The organism is Paenibacillus wenxiniae (assembly GCF_039822605.1).
In the GTDB taxonomy this organism is placed as follows: domain Bacteria; phylum Bacillota; class Bacilli; order Paenibacillales; family Paenibacillaceae; genus Saccharibacillus; species Saccharibacillus wenxiniae.
In genome coordinates this window covers 47,827-68,912 of the sequence record NZ_JBCGUH010000002.1, presented here as the reverse complement: position 1 = coordinate 68,912, position 21,086 = coordinate 47,827, and the positions used below count along the sequence as shown (strand labels likewise).

Genomic DNA, 21,086 nt, shown 5'->3' with positions numbered 1-21,086 from the left:
AACCTACACTTGCATCATACGATGAACGGCTTTTTGCTGCATACGATCTACGGTTGCATAGTATGTGTTTGATGTACGAGTTCATGTCATTTTTGATGTACAGGCTTGTGTAATGAATGTTAATCATTTTACACCCATACCAAAAGGAGCCTTCACTTTAGAAGGCTCCTTTTGGTATTCGCTCAGCATACGATGTGCATTATCGTATATATACAATCATTAGGAATGCTGCCTGCACATGCCCATCCCACTTTCCCTTCGCTTTTTGTACCTTTTATCGAGTCATCCAGCAATATATGAACAAGTGCAGGTTACCCTTTTGCCATATTAGGCTGTTGACCGGAGGTCGCACGGCGGATTAACTTTTCAATCTCCATCAGCAATAATGCTGCTGCCGCCAAACCAGTCGCAATCAGCCACTCCTGTACGCCAAAGCTATCCGGAATCGCGAAAAACGGACGAACTCCCGGCAGCAATGTCATACCATACAATACAAAGCAGAGCACGACCGAACCGATCACATATTTGTTGCTAAACAGTCCGGCACCGATCGCTGTCTGTACATTGGAACGAGCGGCAAACGTTTGCAATGTGCGTCCAAGAATCAATGTTGTAAATGCCATCGCCACGCTCATCTCTGGCGAATGCTGAAGTCCGATATATTGCGAAATGATGACCGCGATTCCGATCAATAATCCGCGTGTAATGACCGCCCGCATCGTACCGCCGGCAAAAATCCCCTCGTTAATATCCCGCGGCTTACGATCCATCACACCCGGCTCTTCTTTTTCCATCCCGAGTGAAATAGCAGGCAGAGAATCATTCGCTAGATTAATAAACAAGAGCTGGATTGCCGTAAATGGATTCACCCAGTCCATGACCAGCGCGAACAAAATCGCAATGATCGCACCCAGATTGCCGGCAAATAAATAAGCAATCGACTTTTTGATGTTATCAAATACCGTCCGGCCTACGCTAACTGCATTCACAATCGAAACGAAATTATCATCGGTCAAAATCATCGCGGCAGAGTCCTTCGCCACATCTGTACCGCTGCCCATCGCCACTCCGATATCGGCTTGTTTGAGCGCAGGCGCATCGTTCACACCGTCGCCTGTCATAGCGGTAATACGTCCTTTTTTTTGCCATGCGCGCACAATGCGGATTTTGTTTTCCGGTGATACACGGGCATAGACCGAAATATGTTCCAGTTTCTCTTCTAGCTCCTGATCGGACAGCTTGTCGAGTTCCTGTCCGGTTAAAGCAACATCTTCTTTTTCCATCAGACCAATTTCGCGTCCAATCGCCTGTGCTGTCGTTTTATGATCGCCGGTAATCATAATTGTGCGAATGCCAGCACGCTTCGACTGCTCAATCGAGCCGTATACCGCTTCGCGTGGCGGATCGATCATCGCGGTCAGACCAACCAGCACCAGATCATACTCATCGTCTAGCCCGATCCGATCCTGTCCTGCTGGTAGCTCGCGATAGCCGTAAGCAAGCACACGCAGTGCGCGCTCAGAGAAGTCTTCATTAGCCTGAAATACTCGTTGCCGAATCTCTTCGTCAAGTGGTACGACCTGGTCGCCCAGCAACACATGACGACAGCGACTGATCAGCACATCCGGGCCACCTTTGGTCAGCATCGCCTTTTTACCGTCAAACGTATGCACAGTCGACATGAGCTTGCGATCCGAATCAAATGGAATTTCATGCTCACGTGGAAAGCTATCGCGAATTTCGGTATATGGTTTATTGTTCGCATTACTGAAAGCAATGAGCGCCACTTCGGTCGGATCGCCCATTTCCTTGCCTTCTTCATCAATACCAGAATCGTTACAGAGCACCGCAATATGCACAAGCCTGCGCTCGCCAACCGACCATTTGTCTGGATCATCTGGAAAATCATCCCGACTGCCATCCGGTAAAAAGTAATCGACTACCGTCATCCGATTTTCCGTCAATGTGCCTGTCTTATCGGTACAAATGACGCTGGTCGAACCAAGCGATTCGACCGCAGGTAAACGGCGGATGATCGCATGCTGACGTGCCATTTTGTTCGTGCCAACCGAGAGGACGATCGTGACGATTGAAGATAATGCTTCTGGAATCGCCGCCACTGCAACAGCGACTGCAAACATAAGCGCATCCAGAATCGCCGCTGTCGTATCGATCGAATCGTCGCCAAACCAGATACGCAGCGCTTCTACGCCAAAGATCACGATACAGAGCAATAAAATGAATATACCGAGCTTTTTACTAAAGCTTTCCAGCTTACGCTGCAATGGCGTTTGTTTGGCTTCTGCACTTTCGATCAAACCGGCAATTTTACCGATCTCAGTCTGCTGCGCTGTTCCGGTAACGACAGCCAATCCACGACCGTATACGACCAATGCACCGCTGAATACCATATTTTTACGGTCACCGATCGGTGCTTCATCGGCAATAATATCGGTATGTTTCTCCACCGCTTCCGATTCACCTGTCAGCATCCCTTCATCAACCTTCAAACTACTCGACTCTAACAAACGTGCATCAGCCGGCACATAATCTCCTGCTTCAAGGACAATAATATCCCCTCGCACCAGCTCACGCGCAGGCATCGCTTGTACATGCCCATCCCGCTTTACTTTCGCTTCCGGGGCTGACATTTGTCGTAACGCTTCAATCGAGCTTTCTGCCTTACGTGTCTGAACGACACTGATCACTGCATTCAAAATGAGCACGAAAATAATAATGCCTGCTTCGACCACATGACCTAGCACAATCTGTACTGCCGAAGCAATCAGCAACACGATTACCATCGGATCACGTACATTTTCAACAAATAACTTCCAGGTCGGTGTGCGTTTCTTCCCCTTTAGCTCGTTATATCCTTCCTGCTCCAGCCTGCGCTGTGCTTCCTGTTGTGACAGTCCCTGTTCTGTACTTTCTACCTCTGCCAGTGTCTCCTGTTCACCGGTACGGTAAAACTCCATTCTCACCACTCCTGTCCCCGATAAAGTCCTGCGGCTGTTATGTATTTATTTGAATATCTGCTAACAACCTACTGGTTATCTATTGTTTACCCTTGAAAATGGGTTTGGTTTCAGGCAATCTGGTGGACATTTGGTGAATATGTTGTTGCTGAGTGTGATCTTTATTTTGTGGATGTTATGGCAATTTGCATTGAACATGAGTGTTTTTAAAAATCCACTCTATTACTGCGTCGTCTTCATTATTGTGTTCTTCACGATTCAATAGGCTAAGTCTTCTCAATCCTAAATTAAAAAAGAGCCTTCGATAAGGAAGGCTCCTTTTACATGAATATCATCCAATCAAGAAATCAACTTTAATTGCTTCGCTTGCTCCTCGGTCAAAATGAATTGTTCCTGCGGGTACGTCTCATCTTCATTTTGTACGCCGAACATACTCATCACGTCGTTCCAGACGCCTTTTTGCACTGCTTCTTCCTGTGTGATGATAATTTTCATATTGATCGCCGCCTTTGTTGGAGTCACTTTACGTGATTATTCGATTGCTTTACATAAATGGATTGCAGCTGTTGTTGTATAGTTCATCGGATGAAGAACTTCTACGTATATTTAAACGAATTGCTGAGTCAGTTAAACAGCAGGCTTCCCACGAGTCCAGTATATAAACGTAACAAAAAGACCAATTCGCATAAAGGCAATTGGTCTTTTTGGGCTATACATTGATTCAAATAGTAGACATAACGACCGATCGGATGCTTATTACTATAGCCATCCATCTACCCTAACGACGATCAAATGAAGCATAGCACTTCAGCGCTCGCTTCTCTCTTAATACGGCTTCGCGTCATGCCCTTTATCTTCCGCTTTTTTCGCAGCCGCATGAGCACGATGCAGTGGCTTACCCATATTCGGATCAGCCAGCACTTTGTCCAGCTCTTCCTGTACACGGCGATGGTATTCTTCGTCTGCCTGCTTGATATTGCCAAGTACCAGACTGCGAATTTCTTCGTTGCACTGAGCAAGGTTCGCACCGAGATTTTTCACCAGCTCATCGCGTTCCCAATCTTCGAAATTGCGATACGTCTCGCCAGCTTGAGCAAAATCATTCGGGCGGTCAATCTTCTCTCGCATCAGACGTGCATCATAATATTCTGGCTCGTGATCTTTGCCGGGTTTTGGCGCTTCTTTCAGACCACCGAGCGAAGATGGCTCATAGTTGACGTGCGGATTTTGTCCAGGCGCACGATCGCTCTGATAACGCATCTGGCCGCCGGAATGATTCGTCGCTACACGGCTATGCGGAGCATTAATCGGCAGTTGCTGATAGTTGGAGCCTACACGGTGACGCTGCGTATCGGAATACGAGAATGTACGTCCTTGCAATAGCTTATCGTCCGAGAAGTCCAAACCGTCCACGAGTACCCCTGTACCGAATGCTACCTGCTCCACTTCATTAAAATAATCGTCTGGATTGCGGTTCAGAATCATTTTGCCCACTTTCAAAAAGGGGAATTTATCTTCTGGCCACAGCTTCGTTGGATCAAGCGGATCAAAATCCAGCTCTGGATGGTAATTGTCTTCCATAATCTGGACACACAATTCCCACTCTGGATAATTCCCATTCTCAATCGCATCGTACAGATCGATCGTCGCATGGTTAAAATCAAGCGATTGAATCTGGTTGGCCTCATCCTGCAATAGATTGCGGATACCTTGCAGCGGCTCCCAGTGATATTTGATCAATACCGCTTCACCTGCTTCATTGACCCATTTATAGGTGTTCACACCGGAACCTTGCATCTCACGGTAATTGGCAGGAATGCCCCACGGTGAGAACAGGAATGTAATCATATGTGTAGCTTCAGGGCTATTGCCGATAAAGTCGAAAAAGCGCTCCATATCCTGCACATTGGTAATCGGATCAGGTTTAAACGCATGCACCATATCTGGGAATTTGAGCGGATCACGGATAAAGAAAATTTTCAAGTTGTTACCGACCAGATCCCAGTTCCCATCTTCGGTATAAAATTTAGTCGCAAAACCGCGCGGATCGCGTAATGTCTCTGGAGAATGTCCACCATGTACAACCGTTGAAAAGCGTACAAATACCGGTGTCTGCTTGCCCTTTTCCTGAAACAGCTTCGCACGTGTATATTTGGAGATCGGTTCGTCACCTACTGTGCCATACGCTTCAAATACGCCATGCGCACCTGCTCCGCGAGCATGAACGACACGCTCAGGCACACGTTCACGGTCAAAATGAGTAATTTTTTCGAGGAAATTGTAGTTTTCCATCGTAATGGGTCCACGGTTGCCTACCGTTCTCACATTCTGGTTGTCTGTGACAGGATGTCCCTGTCGATTCGTCAGCGTTACATTTTCTTCTTGATCATTCGATTGCGGTTGCTTTTTGTTATCATCTGCCATAAAATCTTCCGCCTTTCAAGAAAGTATAAGTTTGCTGAAACCTTGCCTACATGGTGACACGGAAAACAAGGCAACATCTCTGCCGCCGACTGGATCAGGTGGAACGAGTACAGATAGGGGACCGCACTGTGTAGCATGTAGCGCGTCCATGATTGGCATCGATAGCCGTTTTTGCCACTATGGTTACAGACTGATGCAGATTGCGCATCTGGCGATGACGTAACAAATGTGACGGATTAAACGGTTACATTACCTTTTTTTACCTGCATGGATTCATTATAAAACAATTTCCAACGAAAAAGTGAATCATTTCTTTTTTTTGTCCAATTTGTGAATGAAGATTGGGTGAAATTGCAGATGAAATGGGGGGAGTTGGTGGGCGCATATGGGGGGGGGATGGGAGGTATAAGGTACACCACTTCGGCAAGGAATAAGGGGACGGACTCGGGTGGAGCCGCGGGAATCTTTTGGATTTGGGTGAGAATGAAGATTCCCGCCCCTCCAAAGTCGTCCTTTCCCCTTATTTCCTTGCCTCCGTTCTGTGCTTGATGCACCATGAGTGGTATGTATGTGCTTGAGCCAAAACGTGCATAGTGCAGTTCATGCTGCAAAATGATGGGGGTGGAGAAGCAGTTGATGTAAAAGATCTATAAACCATAAAAGCTGCACGTTGGATCGCTAATTTGAAGCGATGACGTGCAGCTTTTATGTGAAAAACGATGGATTAGTTAGGGCGTGTACATAAACTCGTATGTGTGTCAGTAGCACTTCACTGTGGGAAGGAAATAAGGAAAAAGGACGACTTACAGTGTTAGCGATCTCCTCACACAGGGTGCAATGAGAGAGTGATTTTTGCGAAAACAAAATATCTTTCTTCTTCTAGTGTTAGTGGTTTCCTAACACGGGGTTTAATGAAAAATGATTTTTGCGAAGCAAAATATCTTTCTTCTTCTAGTGTTAGTGGTTTCCTAACACGGGGTTTAATGAAAAACGATTTTTGCGAAGCAAAATATCTTTCTTCTTTCGAGCACGTGAATCTACAATAATATCCTACTCCGTAGATTGCTGTGCAAGACTGGAATCCATCCCTTATTCCTTGCCAGAGTGGTGTCTGTTTCAGCAAAAAAGTTTGCCTGCACACCCTTTAGTTTCCTTTTGGTCATCATTACGTGTAATCGGATGCTCTTTATTGCTTAGATCACTAGCGATTAATCCAGTTCGATTCCTTTGGTTTCTTTACCGAGGAATAGTACCGCAGCGGCGCCGATTAGGATGGCGATGAAGAAGATGATGAAGATGCTGCTTACAGCTACGCCGTTTCCGATGAGCATGCCGACGAGGAATGGGGCGATGACGCCGCCGATTCGTCCGAAGCCGGCTGCCATTCCTGTGCCGGTGGAGCGGATCCGGGTTGGATACAGTTCAGGTGTGTAGGCGTACAGACCGCCCCATGCGCCCAGATTAAAGAAGGACAGGCAGATGCCTGCTAGAATGAGCGACAATTCGCTTGTGGCAAAACCGAACCAGATTGCGCTTACTGCGGTGAGCAGCAGGTACAGTACGAGCACGAATTTGCGACCGAATTTCTCGATAAAATAGGCGGCTGTAAAATAACCCGGCAATTGTGCCAGCGTCATAATGAGCACGTATTCGAAACTTTTGATTAGCGTGAAGCCTTTCAAGCCCATAACGGAGGGCAACCATAGGAACATGCCATAGTAGGAAAAGACTACCGTAAACCACAAAATCCACGCCATGATTGTCGCACGGCGATGCTGGCTGCTCCAGATGTCTTTTAATCCCTGTTTAAATGAAGTGCGTTCTATGGCTTTCTTGTTCAAATAACGAGGTGAATCTTCAATCGCACGGCGCAAGTAGAGCGCATATAATGCAGGCACTGCACCGATCACAAAGCCCCATTGCCAGCCGTATTTGGCGATGACAAAGTACGCTACGATAGCGGAAATGATCCAGCCAAATGCCCAGAAGCTCTCCAGCAGCACGACCGCCCGTCCGCGATCTTTTACCGATACCGACTCGGATACAAGTGTCGAAGCTACTGGCAGTTCACCGCCGAGACCAAAGCCTGCAATAAAGCGCAGCAACAGCAATACACCAAATCCAGTTGCCAGTGCAGATAATCCGCTGGCAATGGAGAAAATGAGCAGCGTCCAGAGCAGGATCGATTTCCGTCCATACCGATCTGCCAAATAACCGGCTGCAATTGCACCGACCGCCATCCCGACCGAGTTAATGCTGGTCAGATAGCCGATTTGTTGTGGGCTAAGCTCCCAGCTTTTCGCTAACGCCGCCGCAATAAAGGAGATCATGCCTACCTCCATCGCATCGAACATCCAGCTGAAACCCGCGCTGAATAACAGCTTACGCTGCTTTGGATTACGCAGTAGCTCCATATTATTCATCCCATAACCCCTTTTTCTCGATAGGCTTGTACTTTTTGTTACATACTTTTCCATTATGAATAATATCAGTATGCTACTCGCCTATCGTCATATATGTAGTCACGACCTCTATTATACCCAAAATGATAAAAAATACCTCACATTTATACACATGCTGAGTAATTAAAATTTTAACAAGCATTTTGTACAGTTAAACATAGCGATCACAAATTTAAGTAACGCATTTAATACAAGTGCTATACATTGATTGAGGATTGAATTTTTCCATATATTACATAGTCGAGGAGGACAATAATGATGGTACGAAACAAATGGCTGGCGGGTGTACTTGCGATGAGTATGGCATTCCCGTTGATGCCGGATCACGCTTATATGGCAGCGGCTAATCCGGCAGTAGCAGCGACGCCTGGGGCATGGTCAGCCGGACAGACCCCACCGAATCTGGCACCGGATAAACCTGTTTTGCTATTCGTGCACGGACTGACCAGTCAGGCAAAAATCTGGTACGAGAACAATGATATGTATCAGTACGCCTACAATAATGGCTACCAAACGGCATTTATTAACATGTATGATATTACGGGCACGCCGGAAGATATGTGGAAAGATGGCGAGCTACTGGCAGCCAAAATTAAAGAAATCAGCCAGCGTTACGGCGGTAAAAAAATCGTTATTATCGCTCACAGTAAAGGTGGCGTCGATACACAGGCTGCGCTCGTGCGCTACAATGCGTATCCCTATGTGAGCCGCGTCATTACGCTGAGCACACCCCATCATGGCTCTGAACTGGCTGATCTTGCTTATAGCAGCTGGGCGGGTTGGCTTGCTGATCTGGTCGGTTCGCAAAGTCCGGGTACGAGTTCTCTGCAAACATCGTATATGCAATATTTTCGCTCTGAAATGGATAAAGACCCGGATGTGAATAAAGTTCCATTTTACACCATGAGCGGTGACAAATGGTCTGGCTCTGGTAAAGCCGCGTATACGTTTGGTGGTGCGTATTTATCGGTATTTGGCAGTAATGATGGTGTAGTTACGACAGCAAGCGCACAACTGCCAGGAGCTACTCTCATTCGTTCAGGTTCGTGGAATCATGCAACGGTACGTACTGGCTCCTACACTTTCGATCTGTTCAAATCGTATATTGGTACAGTTAGCGGAGCGGTTACAAGCGCCGTACCAGCTTTTTCCTCGCTCACTCGCTCGGCTACTGCAACTACCGTTAGCGCTAATGTATATCATGACTCGACAGTCGCAGGCAATGTGTATGGAACAGCGCCTACTTCACCAGCGGCAGATGGAACGGTAAGCTCTTCAGTTTCAAATGATTCTGTCAGCAATGCATCCGCAGATGCTGCATTGCCGAATGGCCATCTATATGTGCGCGGAGGTCAAACAAACGGTACAGCCAGCGAAGCCTTAACGGTAGAAGATGGCGTGCAATCGATCACGCTCGATTGGATAAGCAACAAACCATTACGTGAACTACAAATTATTGCTCCAGATGGCAAACGCCAGCAGATCAGCGTAGAGAGCGCCAAAGATGACGATATTTTCAAAGGGGCTTATCATCAGATTGCACGCCTGAATCAGCCTGTTGCAGGAAACTGGCAAGTACGCGGTGTGAACGATGGCTCCGGCGCGTATTTGATGACCGCTGTCTATGCCTCCAACACGAGCAATGCAAGTCTACACACATCCCTTTCCAGCGATACACTTGATATGAAGCTGGAAACGGAAGGATTGCGTTCCGAACGTACAACAGCCAAATATACTGTTGATTACTATGATGCAGACGGTAAACGCATCGCTCCACCGACCACCTCCCAGCGTTCGCTAATCGCCGGTGAAATGGAAACGAGTATTCCAACACCGACTACAGGCGAACCTTCTAACTATGTGATCACCACGGATATTAGCGGTGTAACCGCAGCAGGCAAGCCATACAAGCGGACGTTAATTAAATCTGTCTATGTGGATGCGAACGGTCAGACGTATTCGGAATAAGACGACATCGGAATGGTGATGAATAATGTAGATCTACATGTTGCATATGATATGAACATGTAGCTCGCGCTATAAATAGGACTGCTTCATTAGATACGAACCCCTCATTGGCTTTATTTTAAATCTAATCTCGTCTTAACTGATAATGCTCGTAATGGATAGCGTAGCGCTCAATCACTTACGAGCACATCGCCTTATGTTAACAATGTATCGCTGTGAACGTTATGCTAATCTGATGACATTGCACTACCTAAGTGTATAACATGCCATACATGTCACGAGGATCTGTGAGGGACATGGCTATAGCTACATTAAAAGTATAGTGCTGTACGGACTTATCTTAATAGAGCGTTATTTCAAACATATGACGCTACACAAAGGACACTAACCTATACGAAAGAAACTACACTACACGAAAGAAACTACACTACACGAAAGAAACTACACTACACGAAAGAAACTACACTACATGAAAGAAACTACACTACATGAAAGAAACTACACTACATGAAAGAAACTACACTACATAAAAGAAACTACGCTACCTAAAAAAACTCCATCTGCATCGCGAATCATCACAAAAATAGCCCTGCATGCTTTAACACATGCAGGGCTATTCATTAGAGTAAGCTTATTTTATTTATTAACTTCCTGTGCTTCAACAACAGGGAACCAGCCTGGAATGTTAATGACCATATTCCACAGTGGATCAGGCAAAATAAGCGATTTTTGATCATTTTTGCTTAGAGTGTACAGAATTTCGTTTTCACGACCGGATTGTACTTTTTCAACCCAGTTTGGATCAACGATCAATTGGCGACCGAGCGCAACGAGCGGTGCACCGGTTTCCAGTACAGCGGCTGCATCATCCGGCGTTTTCACCGAACCTACACCGATCACCGGTACTTTATTGCCGACGCGCTCTTGAATGATCGTCAGACGGGAACGTGTATCGTCTACGCCACGACGAGGTACAGAGTTGTATTCCATCAGGGATACGTGCAGATAGCTCAGGTTTTTCTCAGCCAGTGCGTCGATCAGCACCAGTGTGTCTGCCATCGTAATACCCGGAGTTTCCGGTTCTTCTGGCGAGAAGCGATAACCGACGATAAATGGTCCTTTCGCTTGCTCTTTTACGACACGTTGGACTTCATCCACAACAGCCAGTGGGAACGCCAGACGTGCATTCACATCGCCGCCCCATTTGTCTTCACGACGGTTGGAATGTGGGGAGAAAAATTGTTGGATCAGGTAGCCGTTCGCACCGTGAATTTCCACGCCATCAAAGCCTGCTGCAATCGCGTTTGCTGTAGCTGTACCAAAGTCTTTAATAATGTTTTGAATTTCTTGGTCGGTCAGCTCACGAGGCGTTGGGCCTTGACCGCCATCACCGCGTTCGCTTGGCACAGCGCTTGGTGCAACAACATCGCCATCAACTAGCTCAGGCGGAGACAGACGACCTGCGTGGAAAATTTGCAATACGGCTTTAGAGCCGTTCTTTTTTAGCGTATCTGCCAGACGAGTCAAACCCGGTGTGAATTGCTCCCCTACGGCACGGAACTGGTTAGCAAAACCTTTACCATTTGGAGTGACATGTGCAACAGCTGTGATCGCCATCCCTACACCTGCTGTGCGGCTTGCATAATATTCTAGCTCCGCATCGGATACCGTTTCATCCGGATTGGAAGAAGAGTGTGTCATCGGCGCCAGTACGAGGCGGTTTTTCAGTTCAATCCCATCGTTCAATGTGAACGGTTGAAATAATGCTTGATATTTGGAATTCATAGTGGATCTCTCCTATCTCTATCGTGAGGTTAATGTACGAGCTGGTCAATTGCAAATTATTATTGCCAGATCATTATTATTATAAGTAACAAAGTATAGTATAGTAAACAATTTAACATTGCGCAAGTTTTTCTTGTATCCAATCTTACTTAGGAGCCTAAACTTTGCCTTTACTATTACTATTACTATTACTATTACTATTACTATTACTTTTACCTTTACCGTTTAACGGTGAACCGATTAGTCCACTACGATGTATCAATGGAAATGAAGGTCGATGTATATTTACACCGTATTATAGGCGATATAACGAAAGTGCAGTAACTTCATTGGGGTTGCTGTAACTATGCTATAGTCTGTGAATCGTTGCAACTAGACAGTCCTCTATGCTCTACAGTTGTTGTCACTACACAGTCATCTGTCTTCTACAGTGGCTGATGGATGGCGTTGTAGAAGAAGCGGAACATGAGTATGAACATGCTCCAACATGATGAGATGCAAGGAAAAACCGGTATCAAGATTGCGATACCGGTTTGGCTTGTTGAGATGACGAATTGCGTTGACCTTCACTCTTTGCCGCTTTTGCTGTACCGGATTGACGGTCTCGGCGAGGTGGTTCTTTTAAGAAGAAAATCATGACCAGTGCAGCTGCTGACAAAATCGAAGCAACCATAAACGCCATATTTGTACCATGAATCATCGACAGATCGGCTGGTTTACCCGACATAGCGGCAGAAGCTGACGCATTTGTAAACACCGTGATTAGCACGGCTGTACCGATCGAGCCGCCTACCTGACGCAGCGTATTGTTCATTGCTGTGGCGTGAGATAGCAGATGGGTAGGCAGTTGATTCAGACCTGCTGTCGTTACTGGCATCATAACCATCGATAGGCCAAGCATACGCATCGCAAACATAACCATAATGAGCCATACTGGCGTCTGATCGCTCAGCATCGTAAATGGAACCGTACCGATGAGCAGCAGCGCAAGCCCGGTTACACCGAGCGTCTTTGCACCAATTTTATCGAAAATACGACCTGTAATCGGAGACATAATTCCCATCAAAATCGCCCCCGGCAATACGATCAAACCGGACTGAACGGCAGACAGATGACGTGCATTTTGAATATATAATGGTAATAGTGTCGACGCACCGATCATCGCAGTAAACACAATTACCGTAATAATCATCGAAATCGTAAACAGACGATCTTTAAACACACGGAATTCGAGCAGTGGCTGTTCCAGCTTAAACTGTCTGCGTACAAACAGCAGTAAACTGATCGCGCCAACCGCGATTGTAATGATCACAATCGGATCATTCCAGCCTTTGGAAGCAGTACTGAATCCGTACAATAAACCACCAAACCCGATCGTCGATAATACGACAGATGTCATATCCAGCTTCGGATCGCGCAATTTACCGACATTTTTCAAAGCAAAGATCGCAATCACAAGGTCAAGCACAGCGATTGGTAAAATGATATAGAACAGATCACGCCAGGAGAATGTATCCACTACCCAGCCCGACAATGTTGGGCCGATCGCCGGTGCAAACGAAATAACGAGACCGATCATCCCCATCGCTGCCCCGCGACTTTCTTTTGGGAAAATAACGAGGAATACAGTTTGCATGAGTGGCATAACGATACCTGCACCTGCTGCCTGAATGACGCGACCTACAAGCAGCACGCCAAACGTTGGCGAGATCGCTGCAATCAATGTACCGAGTGCAAACAAGCCGATCGAGGTAATAAATAGTGCTCTCGTATTGAATTTATCAATCAAATATGCGGTAATCGGAATCATAATCCCGTTCACCAGCATAAAAATCGTAGTTAGCCACTGTGCAGCCGTGGCATCGATTTTTAAATCTCTCATAATATGCGGTAGTGCGGTAACGAGTAGCGTCTGATTCAGAATCGCCACAAACGCACCTGCCAGCATAATTCCGACAATGACCTTAATATTCACTTTAGGCCTTGGCTCTTCTACCGTATTAGGCGCTGTGTTAGCCATGTTTCTCGTCCTCCCCATTGGCAAAATAAACTTGTTGTAAGTAGGCAACCTCGGCCTGAAGTTCGTCGCGTTGTTTCAGATAGGAGATTAATGCATCCATCATGAAGGTTTGCGGAACTTTTTTTCTACGTTCAACGTCCAGACGTTCCACCGCTGCAATCAGATCCGCTTGAATCGATGCCGGGCTATGTTTACGAATCGCTTGTAGTAGCTCACGCACACTTTTACGCCATTCACTCTCGCCAAAATAGCGCCGGCTGGAATCAGGCTCGTATAGCTTCATACGCTCTGCTGCTTCCTCATCAATGACCGGCGGACGTCCAAGACGCTTTTCCATCATGCCTTCAATTGCATCAACAATTAATTCGGCGACATGACTAATATGCGCTTCCGTAATCTGGCGCTTACGATCCAGACGGGTCAGAAATAGCATCTCTCTGGACATCGCTTGCATACATACCGATAGATCCCATACCATCGGCTCAATTCGGCTTCCATACGCGAGTAGCAACTCTTCTTTTTGCCAGTTCAGCATCATTCGTTTAAAATCGAGCATCACCTGACGAATCTGCGAACCGAGTTCCATCGGCATATTTTGATTTAAATTCACAAAGAAATCGTGCTTCACGACAAATGATTGCAACTGTACAGCTATTTTATGAATAAGTTGATCGCGCAGAGCCACATCATCCTCAAAATGAAGCGAGCTGGTCGAGCCTACAATTTCCTCATGCAGGGTACGAATAATTTGCAGCAAAATGTCCTCTTTGGATTCGAACATTTTATATATGGATGCTTTGGACATATTACATTGCTCCGCAATATCCTGTACGGTCGTCGCAAAGTATCCTTTTTCTGCAAACAATTGGCCGCCCGCTTTTAACACTGCTTTTTTACGATCGTTTCCCATACAGATGCATCTCCTACAAGGTTGAGTAATTGATAGGTTTGTTTATACCCCTTCAAAACAAAACCTGACGGTACTATGAGAACCCGTCAGTTCTTACTTACTATTTTATACCTCGTTATTTGGAAAGTCAAACGTGGTGTATGTAAATTTTTCACTATTTTTTGATTTATGGCTTTATTTATAATTCGCTTGTATGTATATGTAAACAAATTAACATCGCAAAAAACCGGAAAGTTCTCTGGTGGAGAATCTTCCGGTTTTGTTATGGAGCCATATATGTTGGTGTCCGTGTGAAAGTGGTCAATGATGCAATTCACTGATCTGCATACGGGTTTTTCATTTGTTAAACTGTGGTTAGCTGATTGCTGAATCCATATCGTTTATTATGTTATTCAACCTGCTTACCACTCACTTTGCTGTTCGAGTTACGACTCCGTTTGATCGATACGGTCTGTGCAACTACTCGTTCAGCGCTTGCTCCAAACCTTTCAGGTTTTCGCGCATAACGGTAATGTAGTTTTCGCCTGCTTTAACCTGATCGTCGGTTAGGCCTTCGAGTGGGTTGAGCACTGCTGTTTTAGCACCGACTTCGTTTGCGATCGTTTCGGCGATTTTGGGTGATACGAGTGTTTCAAAGAAGATCGTTTTCACATTATGTTGTTTGGCAAAATCAACGACTTTCGCCATTTGTGCAGCAGTTGGCTCTTGTTCTGGTGACAGACCGCTGATCGGTACCTGTGTCAAACCATAGTCGCGTGCCATGTAGGCAAAAGCAGCGTGCTGGGTAATGAAATCTTTACGTTTCGCTTTGGACAGACCGGTTTGATAGTCGCTGTCGAGTTGCGACAATTCCTTGATATATGCATCCGCATTTTGTTTGTATTGGTCAGCATGGGTTGGGTCAAGCTGTACGAGTGCGGCTTCGATGTTTTTCACTTCGGTTTGTGCTTGTTTTGGTGACAGCCATACGTGAGGATCATATCCGCCATGATCGTGGCCTTCTTCGCTATGACCGGCTGCTTCTTCGCTATGATCTCCCGCTTCGCCTTCATGTTCATGATCCTCTTCTTCTGTACCTTGAAGAATTTGAACGCCTTTACTTGCTTCGACGAGTACCGGACCATTGCTGCCGAGCGAATCTTTGACCTGATCGATCCAGCCTTCCATGCCTGCGCCATTGTACACGATCATATTGGCCTGGGTCATTTTAGCGATATCCTGTGGAGTAGGTTCCCAATCATGCGGCTCTGTACCTGGTGGGATCAGAACCTCAACATCAGCGAGATCACCTGCAACTTTGGATGTGAATTCCTCCATTGGATAAAAGCTTGTAATAATATGAAGCTTGGACGTACCGGACGTTTCCGATCCTGCTGTACTATTCGTTGCTGCCTGATTACTGCCGCTATTACCGCAGCCAGCAAGCACAACTCCCAGGCTCAGCAAAGCTGCTGAAGACATCATCAACCAATTGCGTTTTTTTCCATTGTTTTTCATGAATATGTGTTCTCCTTCCCACTCCATAGAATAGTGAAGGCAAGCCGTGTTAGCGACCTGCCCCTATATTTAATTTTTATGAAGCACCTCGGTTTGCACTTTGCTCTTCTGCGAATGACCACTCTGGCGTTGCCAGAAACGACGACTATCCAGATCCGGCCCTTCCAACATATCGTTGCCCCGGCGCATACGGTGCAAAATACGCTGAATACCTAGTCCAATCAGCAGAAATGCAAGCAATAACAGAGCTACAGTAGCACCCGGAGGTGTGTTCACATAATAGGAAGTGGTCAGACCGCCGAACATGCCGGTCAAACCGATCAGTACTGCCATAATGAGTGCCGAAGCGAAGCCTCGTGCAAAACGCAGCGATAACGCTGCGGGTAAAGCCATCAGTGCAGATACGAGCAGCACACCAACAATTGGCATCGCCGCTGCTACCGTCATCCCTGTCAGTACAGAGAACGTCTGCGACAACCAGCGCACATGTGTGCCACCAATCTGCGCAGTTTCTTCATCAAATGTAATATTGTACAGCGGACGCCGCATCACTACCCAGAATCCAAGCACAATCACGAATACCGCCCCAATAATCCATAGCTGCTCTGTACTGACGGCAACGATAGAGCCAAACAGGTACGAGCTAAAGCTACGATTAAGTCCGGAATCCATGCTCATTAATACGAGAGCCAGTGCCAGACCACCGGTCATAATGACAGCAATCGATACTTCGCCATAACCGCGGAAGTTTTGCCGCAGTCGTTCAATAATCAGTGCCCCTAGCACAGCAATCAAAAATCCGCCTACAGACGGGTTAATTCCAGCAATCGCACCGATCGCTACACCAGCCAGCGATACGTGAGACAGCGTATCTGCCATTAGTACCTGTCTGCGTAAAACGAGATACACACCTAGCAGAGGGGCGATAATTGCGATCATGCCTCCGGCCCAAAATGCACGCTGCATGAACTCGTAGTCAAACATGCCCATCCTCCGCCCTCCTCTCGTTCCAGACGAATCGTACGATCCAGATAAGGCTCTGCCTCTTCCAGACCGTGCGTTACCATCACAACAGTTCGTCCGTGCGCCTTCACATGGTGGCGCATCAGTTCATAAAATCCTTTCCGACTTTCCAGATCCATCCCGGTCGTCGGTTCATCCAAAATTAACACATCCGGTTCCTGTGCCAGCGCACGCGCAATACAGACACGTTGTTTCTGACCACCGGATAACTCGCCAATTTTGCGATCGCGTAGTTCCCACATGCCGACGGCTTCAAGCGAGCTTTGTACCAGTGCGGCCTGCTTGTTACCAAAGCGCTTGAACAATCCCAAACGCATCGAGCAGCCCGAACGTACTAGCTCATACACGGTGCTAGGGAAGCCACTATTAAAAGAAGCCACCTGTTGAGGCACATAACCGATGATCGGTTTGCCTCCATTTTCATTACGATTAATTTGTACTCGTCCACTCCACGGCTTCAAAATACCGAGTAGCAGTTTGAGCGAGGTTGTTTTGGAGGCACCATTCGGTCCGCTAAGTGCCATAAACTCATTGCTATATATGTCCATCGATAACCGATTTACCACCGGCTCGCGATCATAACCAAATACGACATCTTCCATAGAAGCCAATAACACGTAAAGCACTCCTTTCCCATTGCCATGCTAGTCTTTGCTGCACAATTACTCATGATCTATATCATCATATCGGCATCAGCGTATGCCTTTTTCATTGGTATTCCGGTCATTTTTCTTTTCTTCGTAAGTATTACGAATATCACCTGATTTACTTTACTCCTGCCATGTTAGCATTGTCAAGGCTTTAAACAAAATAATTACGATTTAGCCACGATCTAATCGTTGTGAATGTGGGATAACAATACGCATTAGATTATCTACTAAAAACGTATAATGCCTTAGCCGTATCTGTTTCTTCTATATAGAATACATAATCACGATAAAATACATAATCACGCGCAATACTTTCTCCTAACGATCAACCGCACACAGCATAAAAAAGGAACCTCGCATAGAGATTCCTCTTTTATTTCCTATACTCTTATATAACTATTATACGAATAGGCTAACTGATCACACAATATGATCTATTTCATCATACAATAGCTCATACTGCCTAGCTACGTCTGATTGCTTCAACTAACAATCGCAAAGTCAACTAACAATCGTGGAATTAGCCAAACCCATCTCATCCCCATCTAGTAGACGACTTTACAGCTGATTCACCACATACAGACGGGATGTTTCTTCCCAGATCTCACCCTGATTTAAATGAATGAAACCTTTCTCTTCATCTGGCAAATCCACATTCGGCGCATTGACCAGATTCGTTTGCGGTTCCGGGCAGAGGAATGTACCTGACGATTCACAGTTCCAGATCATCCAATGTTTGTAGCCTGTGCCCACATCATACACAAGCTTCACCCCAAGACGCTTATCCGCCAGTTCAGCGAGATTGCGTCCATTTTGCGGGGCTGCTGTGTAATGATTGTCCATCGCTTCGGTATATGGATTCGCACCGGTTGTTTTCAGCTGTTCTTCCCAATCGGATAATGGCTGGAACTGTCCGGTAGGCAGCATACGCTCACTCATCGCCCGACGCTGACCAAAGGTCGCTTTGAAACTCATATCGTCTGCCGTGCTATCTGGAGCAAATGGAGCATTGAGTGCCGTATGGAATGCCAGCATCATCGGCATCGGGTCATTGCCCAGATTTTGTACGCTGATCTGCTGCTGCAAGCCACGTTCGGATAACGTATACACAAGGCGTGCTGTAAAAGAGTGCGGCCAGTACGTATACACCGGATGTGACTCATCAATCGTCACGCTCAGCGCAACACGACTTTCCATTTCATTCGCTTCATAATAATCGACGTCCCACACAATCGTATGTAGGAATCCGTGCAAATGGTTGTTCGTCGCTAGTTCATTGATTGGAAAATTGTAAGTACGTCCGTTCCATGTGAATGTACCATCTTCATACCGGTTCGGCGGGAACAACACCGGAATACCATGTGTACCTGGACTTGCGCGGAAATCATCCATCTCATTCTCCTGTGGTTCGCGCAGGAAAGAATAACCGTGGGCATGATCACGATAAGCGATCAGATTGGCACCCACGCCGGGCAGTACAACCGCTTCAAGATCATGATAGCGAAGCCATACCGCTGGTTCACCTTGATAAGCTTGTTCAAAAGCACTGACATGATTAGACATTACAATTCCCCTTTTCCCTATCCTAATTAGTGTGCACAATACGTATTACACGATACGAATCTTTTCACCTTTGCGAGCAGATTCCAGACAGGCGGCAATGACGCGCGTATTGCGAATTGCATCCTCCGGGCTGTACGGTAGCGGCGTTCCATCCAGCACTGCCGCCGCAAAAGCATCCACCTGTAATGTAAAATGATTGGCAAGCTCGATATGTTCCTCACGCTTGCCTTCATCCGTATAAATGGTAATCTGCGGCTCCTCTTCACTATCATCGCGTCGGAAAGCATATGGCAATTTAATTCGACCTTTCGTACCGATAATTTCCAGCGCACAGCTTGGATATGCCCACATGCCGCACTCAAATGTAGCCGAGCGACTATTCGGAAATTCCAGCAAGCCAGAAGCCATCATATCGACATGATCATGCTTGGCGGAAAACATCGCATGCACCGTTACCGCTGTTGGCTCCGCCCCAAAATACATACGTGCTGCCGAGACAGGATATACACCTAGATCATACAGTGAGCCGCCACCCATCTCACGCCGATACCGTACATTTTCCAGATCATCCGCATTGTTAGAAGTGAAACGACCATGCATACTGCGCAGCATTCCAATCTCACCTGAATGAATAATTTCGCGAACGCGATCATGCTTCGGATGATAGCGATACATAAATCCTTCGGCAAAGGTCACGCCCTGCTTACGGCACACATCAACCATCTCCGCGGCATCAGCCGCATCCAATGCTGCGGGCTTTTCACATAATACATGCTTGCCTGCCTGCGCCGACTTGATCGTCCATTCCTTATGCAGATGATTCGGCAATGGAATGTAGACAGCATCGATATCCGGGTCAGCCAGCATCTCCTCATAACTGCCATAGAAACGAGGAATATGACAGCGCTCAGCGACCTCGGCAGCCTGTTCGATATGCCGACTGGAAATCGCCAGTATCTCATTGCGCGCAGATTCCTGAATCGACGGTATGATGACGCTTACAGCAATCTCGGCTGTGCTGATGATTCCCCATTGCAATTTACGCTCCGTCACGATTGCACTCTCCCTTCACTTCATCCTTGAGAGCAGGTCAGACCGTTTCACTTTATAAAACGCATGGCTGGACAAAGCTTCTTCAGCATCATGCCCAACAAGCAGAAGCAGGCAAAGGCAGGCAAATCCAATCATCATTGTGGCGCCCTTGTTGACAAATATGCATATATATTCCGCATATCACCTGCCTCTAGCATGTCATTTGGATAGCAGTGGCAACCGTTTGCAATCGGCAAATATCCAGCTATCGATACACTCAGGCGAACTGATACGCTACTAGGCTGGCTTGATAGATTCCCGATCTGCCTTGTACCTGTGACCTTGTTCAGCATCGCTTCCGATGGTCACTGCCTGCGATCACTACCTGTAATTGTCCGCTTCTGCTCGCGTCAACATGCCGATGCACCGATCCAGATCGGTTTTCACCTGCTTTTTATACAGCTTCGCCTTTTCAGGTCCATCATCTGTAAAATGATAAATAACAATTTCCTGAAAATCAACTTTAGGATCATTACCTTTCAGCTGCTTGGTTCGATAAAAAATACCATCATGCACCAGCTCATGCAGCGCACGATAAATCTCACTCTGTGGCGGTGAATAGCCAAAATCTTTAAAGCGTTCTTTCATACTTTCCAGCATCTCATAACCGTAACCGCGATGCTCTTCGACCATTGTAATTAAATACAGCTTAATAAATGCTCGCTGTGCGATCATAAATGCCATCCTGCTCACTCCTTTCGCATTAAGGCAAAT

14 protein-coding genes are annotated in these 21,086 nt (G+C 46.5%); 1 reads left to right on the top strand and 13 read right to left on the bottom strand.

The genetic code is table 11. The annotated features are described in order from the left end of the window. Positions 1-311: 311 nt before the first annotated feature. From AAHF22_RS03565 to AAHF22_RS03550, 4 genes are all read right to left on the bottom strand, one after another. Positions 312-2,978, bottom strand: coding sequence for a cation-translocating P-type ATPase (locus AAHF22_RS03565; RefSeq protein WP_347323599.1), 2,667 nt, complete (start codon positions 2,976-2,978; stop codon positions 312-314). Between the two features lie 339 nt (positions 2,979-3,317). Beyond that, complete coding sequence (locus tag AAHF22_RS03560; RefSeq protein WP_250343251.1) at positions 3,318-3,473, bottom strand: hypothetical protein; 156 nt, start codon at positions 3,471-3,473, stop codon at positions 3,318-3,320. A 330-nt stretch (positions 3,474-3,803) separates the two neighbouring features. Next, the gene (locus AAHF22_RS03555; protein WP_347323598.1) at positions 3,804-5,402 is read right to left on the bottom strand and encodes a catalase; all 1,599 of its coding nucleotides are present in this window, start codon (positions 5,400-5,402) and stop codon (positions 3,804-3,806) included. Between the two features lie 1,208 nt (positions 5,403-6,610). Beyond that, the gene (locus tag AAHF22_RS03550) at positions 6,611-7,825 is read right to left on the bottom strand and encodes an MFS transporter (protein WP_347323597.1); all 1,215 of its coding nucleotides are present in this window, start codon (positions 7,823-7,825) and stop codon (positions 6,611-6,613) included. 294 nt (positions 7,826-8,119) lie between these two features. Between AAHF22_RS03550 and AAHF22_RS03545 the strand changes: the two genes are divergently transcribed. Then, on the top strand, positions 8,120-9,832 hold the full coding sequence (locus AAHF22_RS03545) for an alpha/beta fold hydrolase (RefSeq protein ID WP_347323596.1): 1,713 nt from the start codon (positions 8,120-8,122) through the stop codon (positions 9,830-9,832). A 636-nt stretch (positions 9,833-10,468) separates the two neighbouring features. Here the strand turns inward: AAHF22_RS03545 and AAHF22_RS03540 are convergent. The 9 genes from AAHF22_RS03540 to AAHF22_RS03500 all read right to left on the bottom strand — a co-directional run bounded on the left by AAHF22_RS03540 (position 10,469) and on the right by AAHF22_RS03500 (position 21,056). Next, positions 10,469-11,617, bottom strand: a complete 1,149-nt coding sequence (locus AAHF22_RS03540; RefSeq protein WP_347323595.1) for an NADH-dependent flavin oxidoreductase — start codon at positions 11,615-11,617, stop codon at positions 10,469-10,471. Between the two features lie 514 nt (positions 11,618-12,131). Then, entirely contained in the window at positions 12,132-13,637 is a 1,506-nt protein-coding gene (locus AAHF22_RS03535; protein WP_347323594.1) for an MDR family MFS transporter, read from the bottom strand. Beyond that, entirely contained in the window at positions 13,630-14,547 is a 918-nt protein-coding gene (locus tag AAHF22_RS03530) for a TetR/AcrR family transcriptional regulator (RefSeq protein WP_347323593.1), read from the bottom strand. Before AAHF22_RS03530 ends, AAHF22_RS03535 begins: the two co-directional genes overlap by 8 nt. A 459-nt stretch (positions 14,548-15,006) precedes the next feature. Beyond that, on the bottom strand, positions 15,007-16,044 hold the full coding sequence (locus tag AAHF22_RS03525; RefSeq protein WP_347323592.1) for a metal ABC transporter substrate-binding protein: 1,038 nt from the start codon (positions 16,042-16,044) through the stop codon (positions 15,007-15,009). A 69-nt stretch (positions 16,045-16,113) separates the two neighbouring features. Then, a complete protein-coding gene (locus tag AAHF22_RS03520; RefSeq protein WP_347323591.1) occupies positions 16,114-17,034 on the bottom strand; it encodes a metal ABC transporter permease in 921 nt (306 codons plus the stop codon). Beyond that, the gene (locus tag AAHF22_RS03515; RefSeq protein WP_347323590.1) at positions 16,980-17,684 is read right to left on the bottom strand and encodes a metal ABC transporter ATP-binding protein; all 705 of its coding nucleotides are present in this window, start codon (positions 17,682-17,684) and stop codon (positions 16,980-16,982) included. Before AAHF22_RS03515 ends, AAHF22_RS03520 begins: the two co-directional genes overlap by 55 nt. Positions 17,685-18,275: 591 nt before the next feature. Next, complete coding sequence (locus tag AAHF22_RS03510) at positions 18,276-19,280, bottom strand: aldose 1-epimerase (protein WP_347323589.1); 1,005 nt, start codon at positions 19,278-19,280, stop codon at positions 18,276-18,278. Between the two features lie 45 nt (positions 19,281-19,325). Further along, on the bottom strand, positions 19,326-20,333 hold the full coding sequence (locus AAHF22_RS03505) for a Gfo/Idh/MocA family protein (RefSeq protein WP_347323588.1): 1,008 nt from the start codon (positions 20,331-20,333) through the stop codon (positions 19,326-19,328). A 360-nt stretch (positions 20,334-20,693) separates the two neighbouring features. Continuing rightward, the gene (locus AAHF22_RS03500; RefSeq protein WP_188774950.1) at positions 20,694-21,056 is read right to left on the bottom strand and encodes a replication termination protein; all 363 of its coding nucleotides are present in this window, start codon (positions 21,054-21,056) and stop codon (positions 20,694-20,696) included. Between the last annotated feature and the right edge of the window lie 30 nt (positions 21,057-21,086).

Bases quoted from the DNA above. Each gene is read 5' to 3' on its own strand.
- AAHF22_RS03565 (WP_347323599.1), bottom strand. From the start codon at position 2,978: ATGGAGTTTTACCGTACCGGTGAACAGGAGACACTGGCAGAGGTAGAA.
- AAHF22_RS03560 (WP_250343251.1), bottom strand. From the start codon at position 3,473: ATGAAAATTATCATCACACAGGAAGAAGCAGTGCAAAAAGGCGTCTGG.
- AAHF22_RS03555 (WP_347323598.1), bottom strand. From the start codon at position 5,402: ATGGCAGATGATAACAAAAAGCAACCGCAATCGAATGATCAAGAAGAA.
- AAHF22_RS03550 (WP_347323597.1), bottom strand. From the start codon at position 7,825: ATGAATAATATGGAGCTACTGCGTAATCCAAAGCAGCGTAAGCTGTTA.
- AAHF22_RS03545 (WP_347323596.1), top strand. From the start codon at position 8,120: ATGATGGTACGAAACAAATGGCTGGCGGGTGTACTTGCGATGAGTATG.
- AAHF22_RS03540 (WP_347323595.1), bottom strand. From the start codon at position 11,617: ATGAATTCCAAATATCAAGCATTATTTCAACCGTTCACATTGAACGAT.
- AAHF22_RS03535 (WP_347323594.1), bottom strand. From the start codon at position 13,637: ATGGCTAACACAGCGCCTAATACGGTAGAAGAGCCAAGGCCTAAAGTG.
- AAHF22_RS03530 (WP_347323593.1), bottom strand. From the start codon at position 14,547: ATGGGAAACGATCGTAAAAAAGCAGTGTTAAAAGCGGGCGGCCAATTG.
- AAHF22_RS03525 (WP_347323592.1), bottom strand. From the start codon at position 16,044: ATGAAAAACAATGGAAAAAAACGCAATTGGTTGATGATGTCTTCAGCA.
- AAHF22_RS03520 (WP_347323591.1), bottom strand. From the start codon at position 17,034: ATGGGCATGTTTGACTACGAGTTCATGCAGCGTGCATTTTGGGCCGGA.
- AAHF22_RS03510 (WP_347323589.1), bottom strand. From the start codon at position 19,280: ATGTCTAATCATGTCAGTGCTTTTGAACAAGCTTATCAAGGTGAACCA.
- AAHF22_RS03500 (WP_188774950.1), bottom strand. From the start codon at position 21,056: ATGGCATTTATGATCGCACAGCGAGCATTTATTAAGCTGTATTTAATT.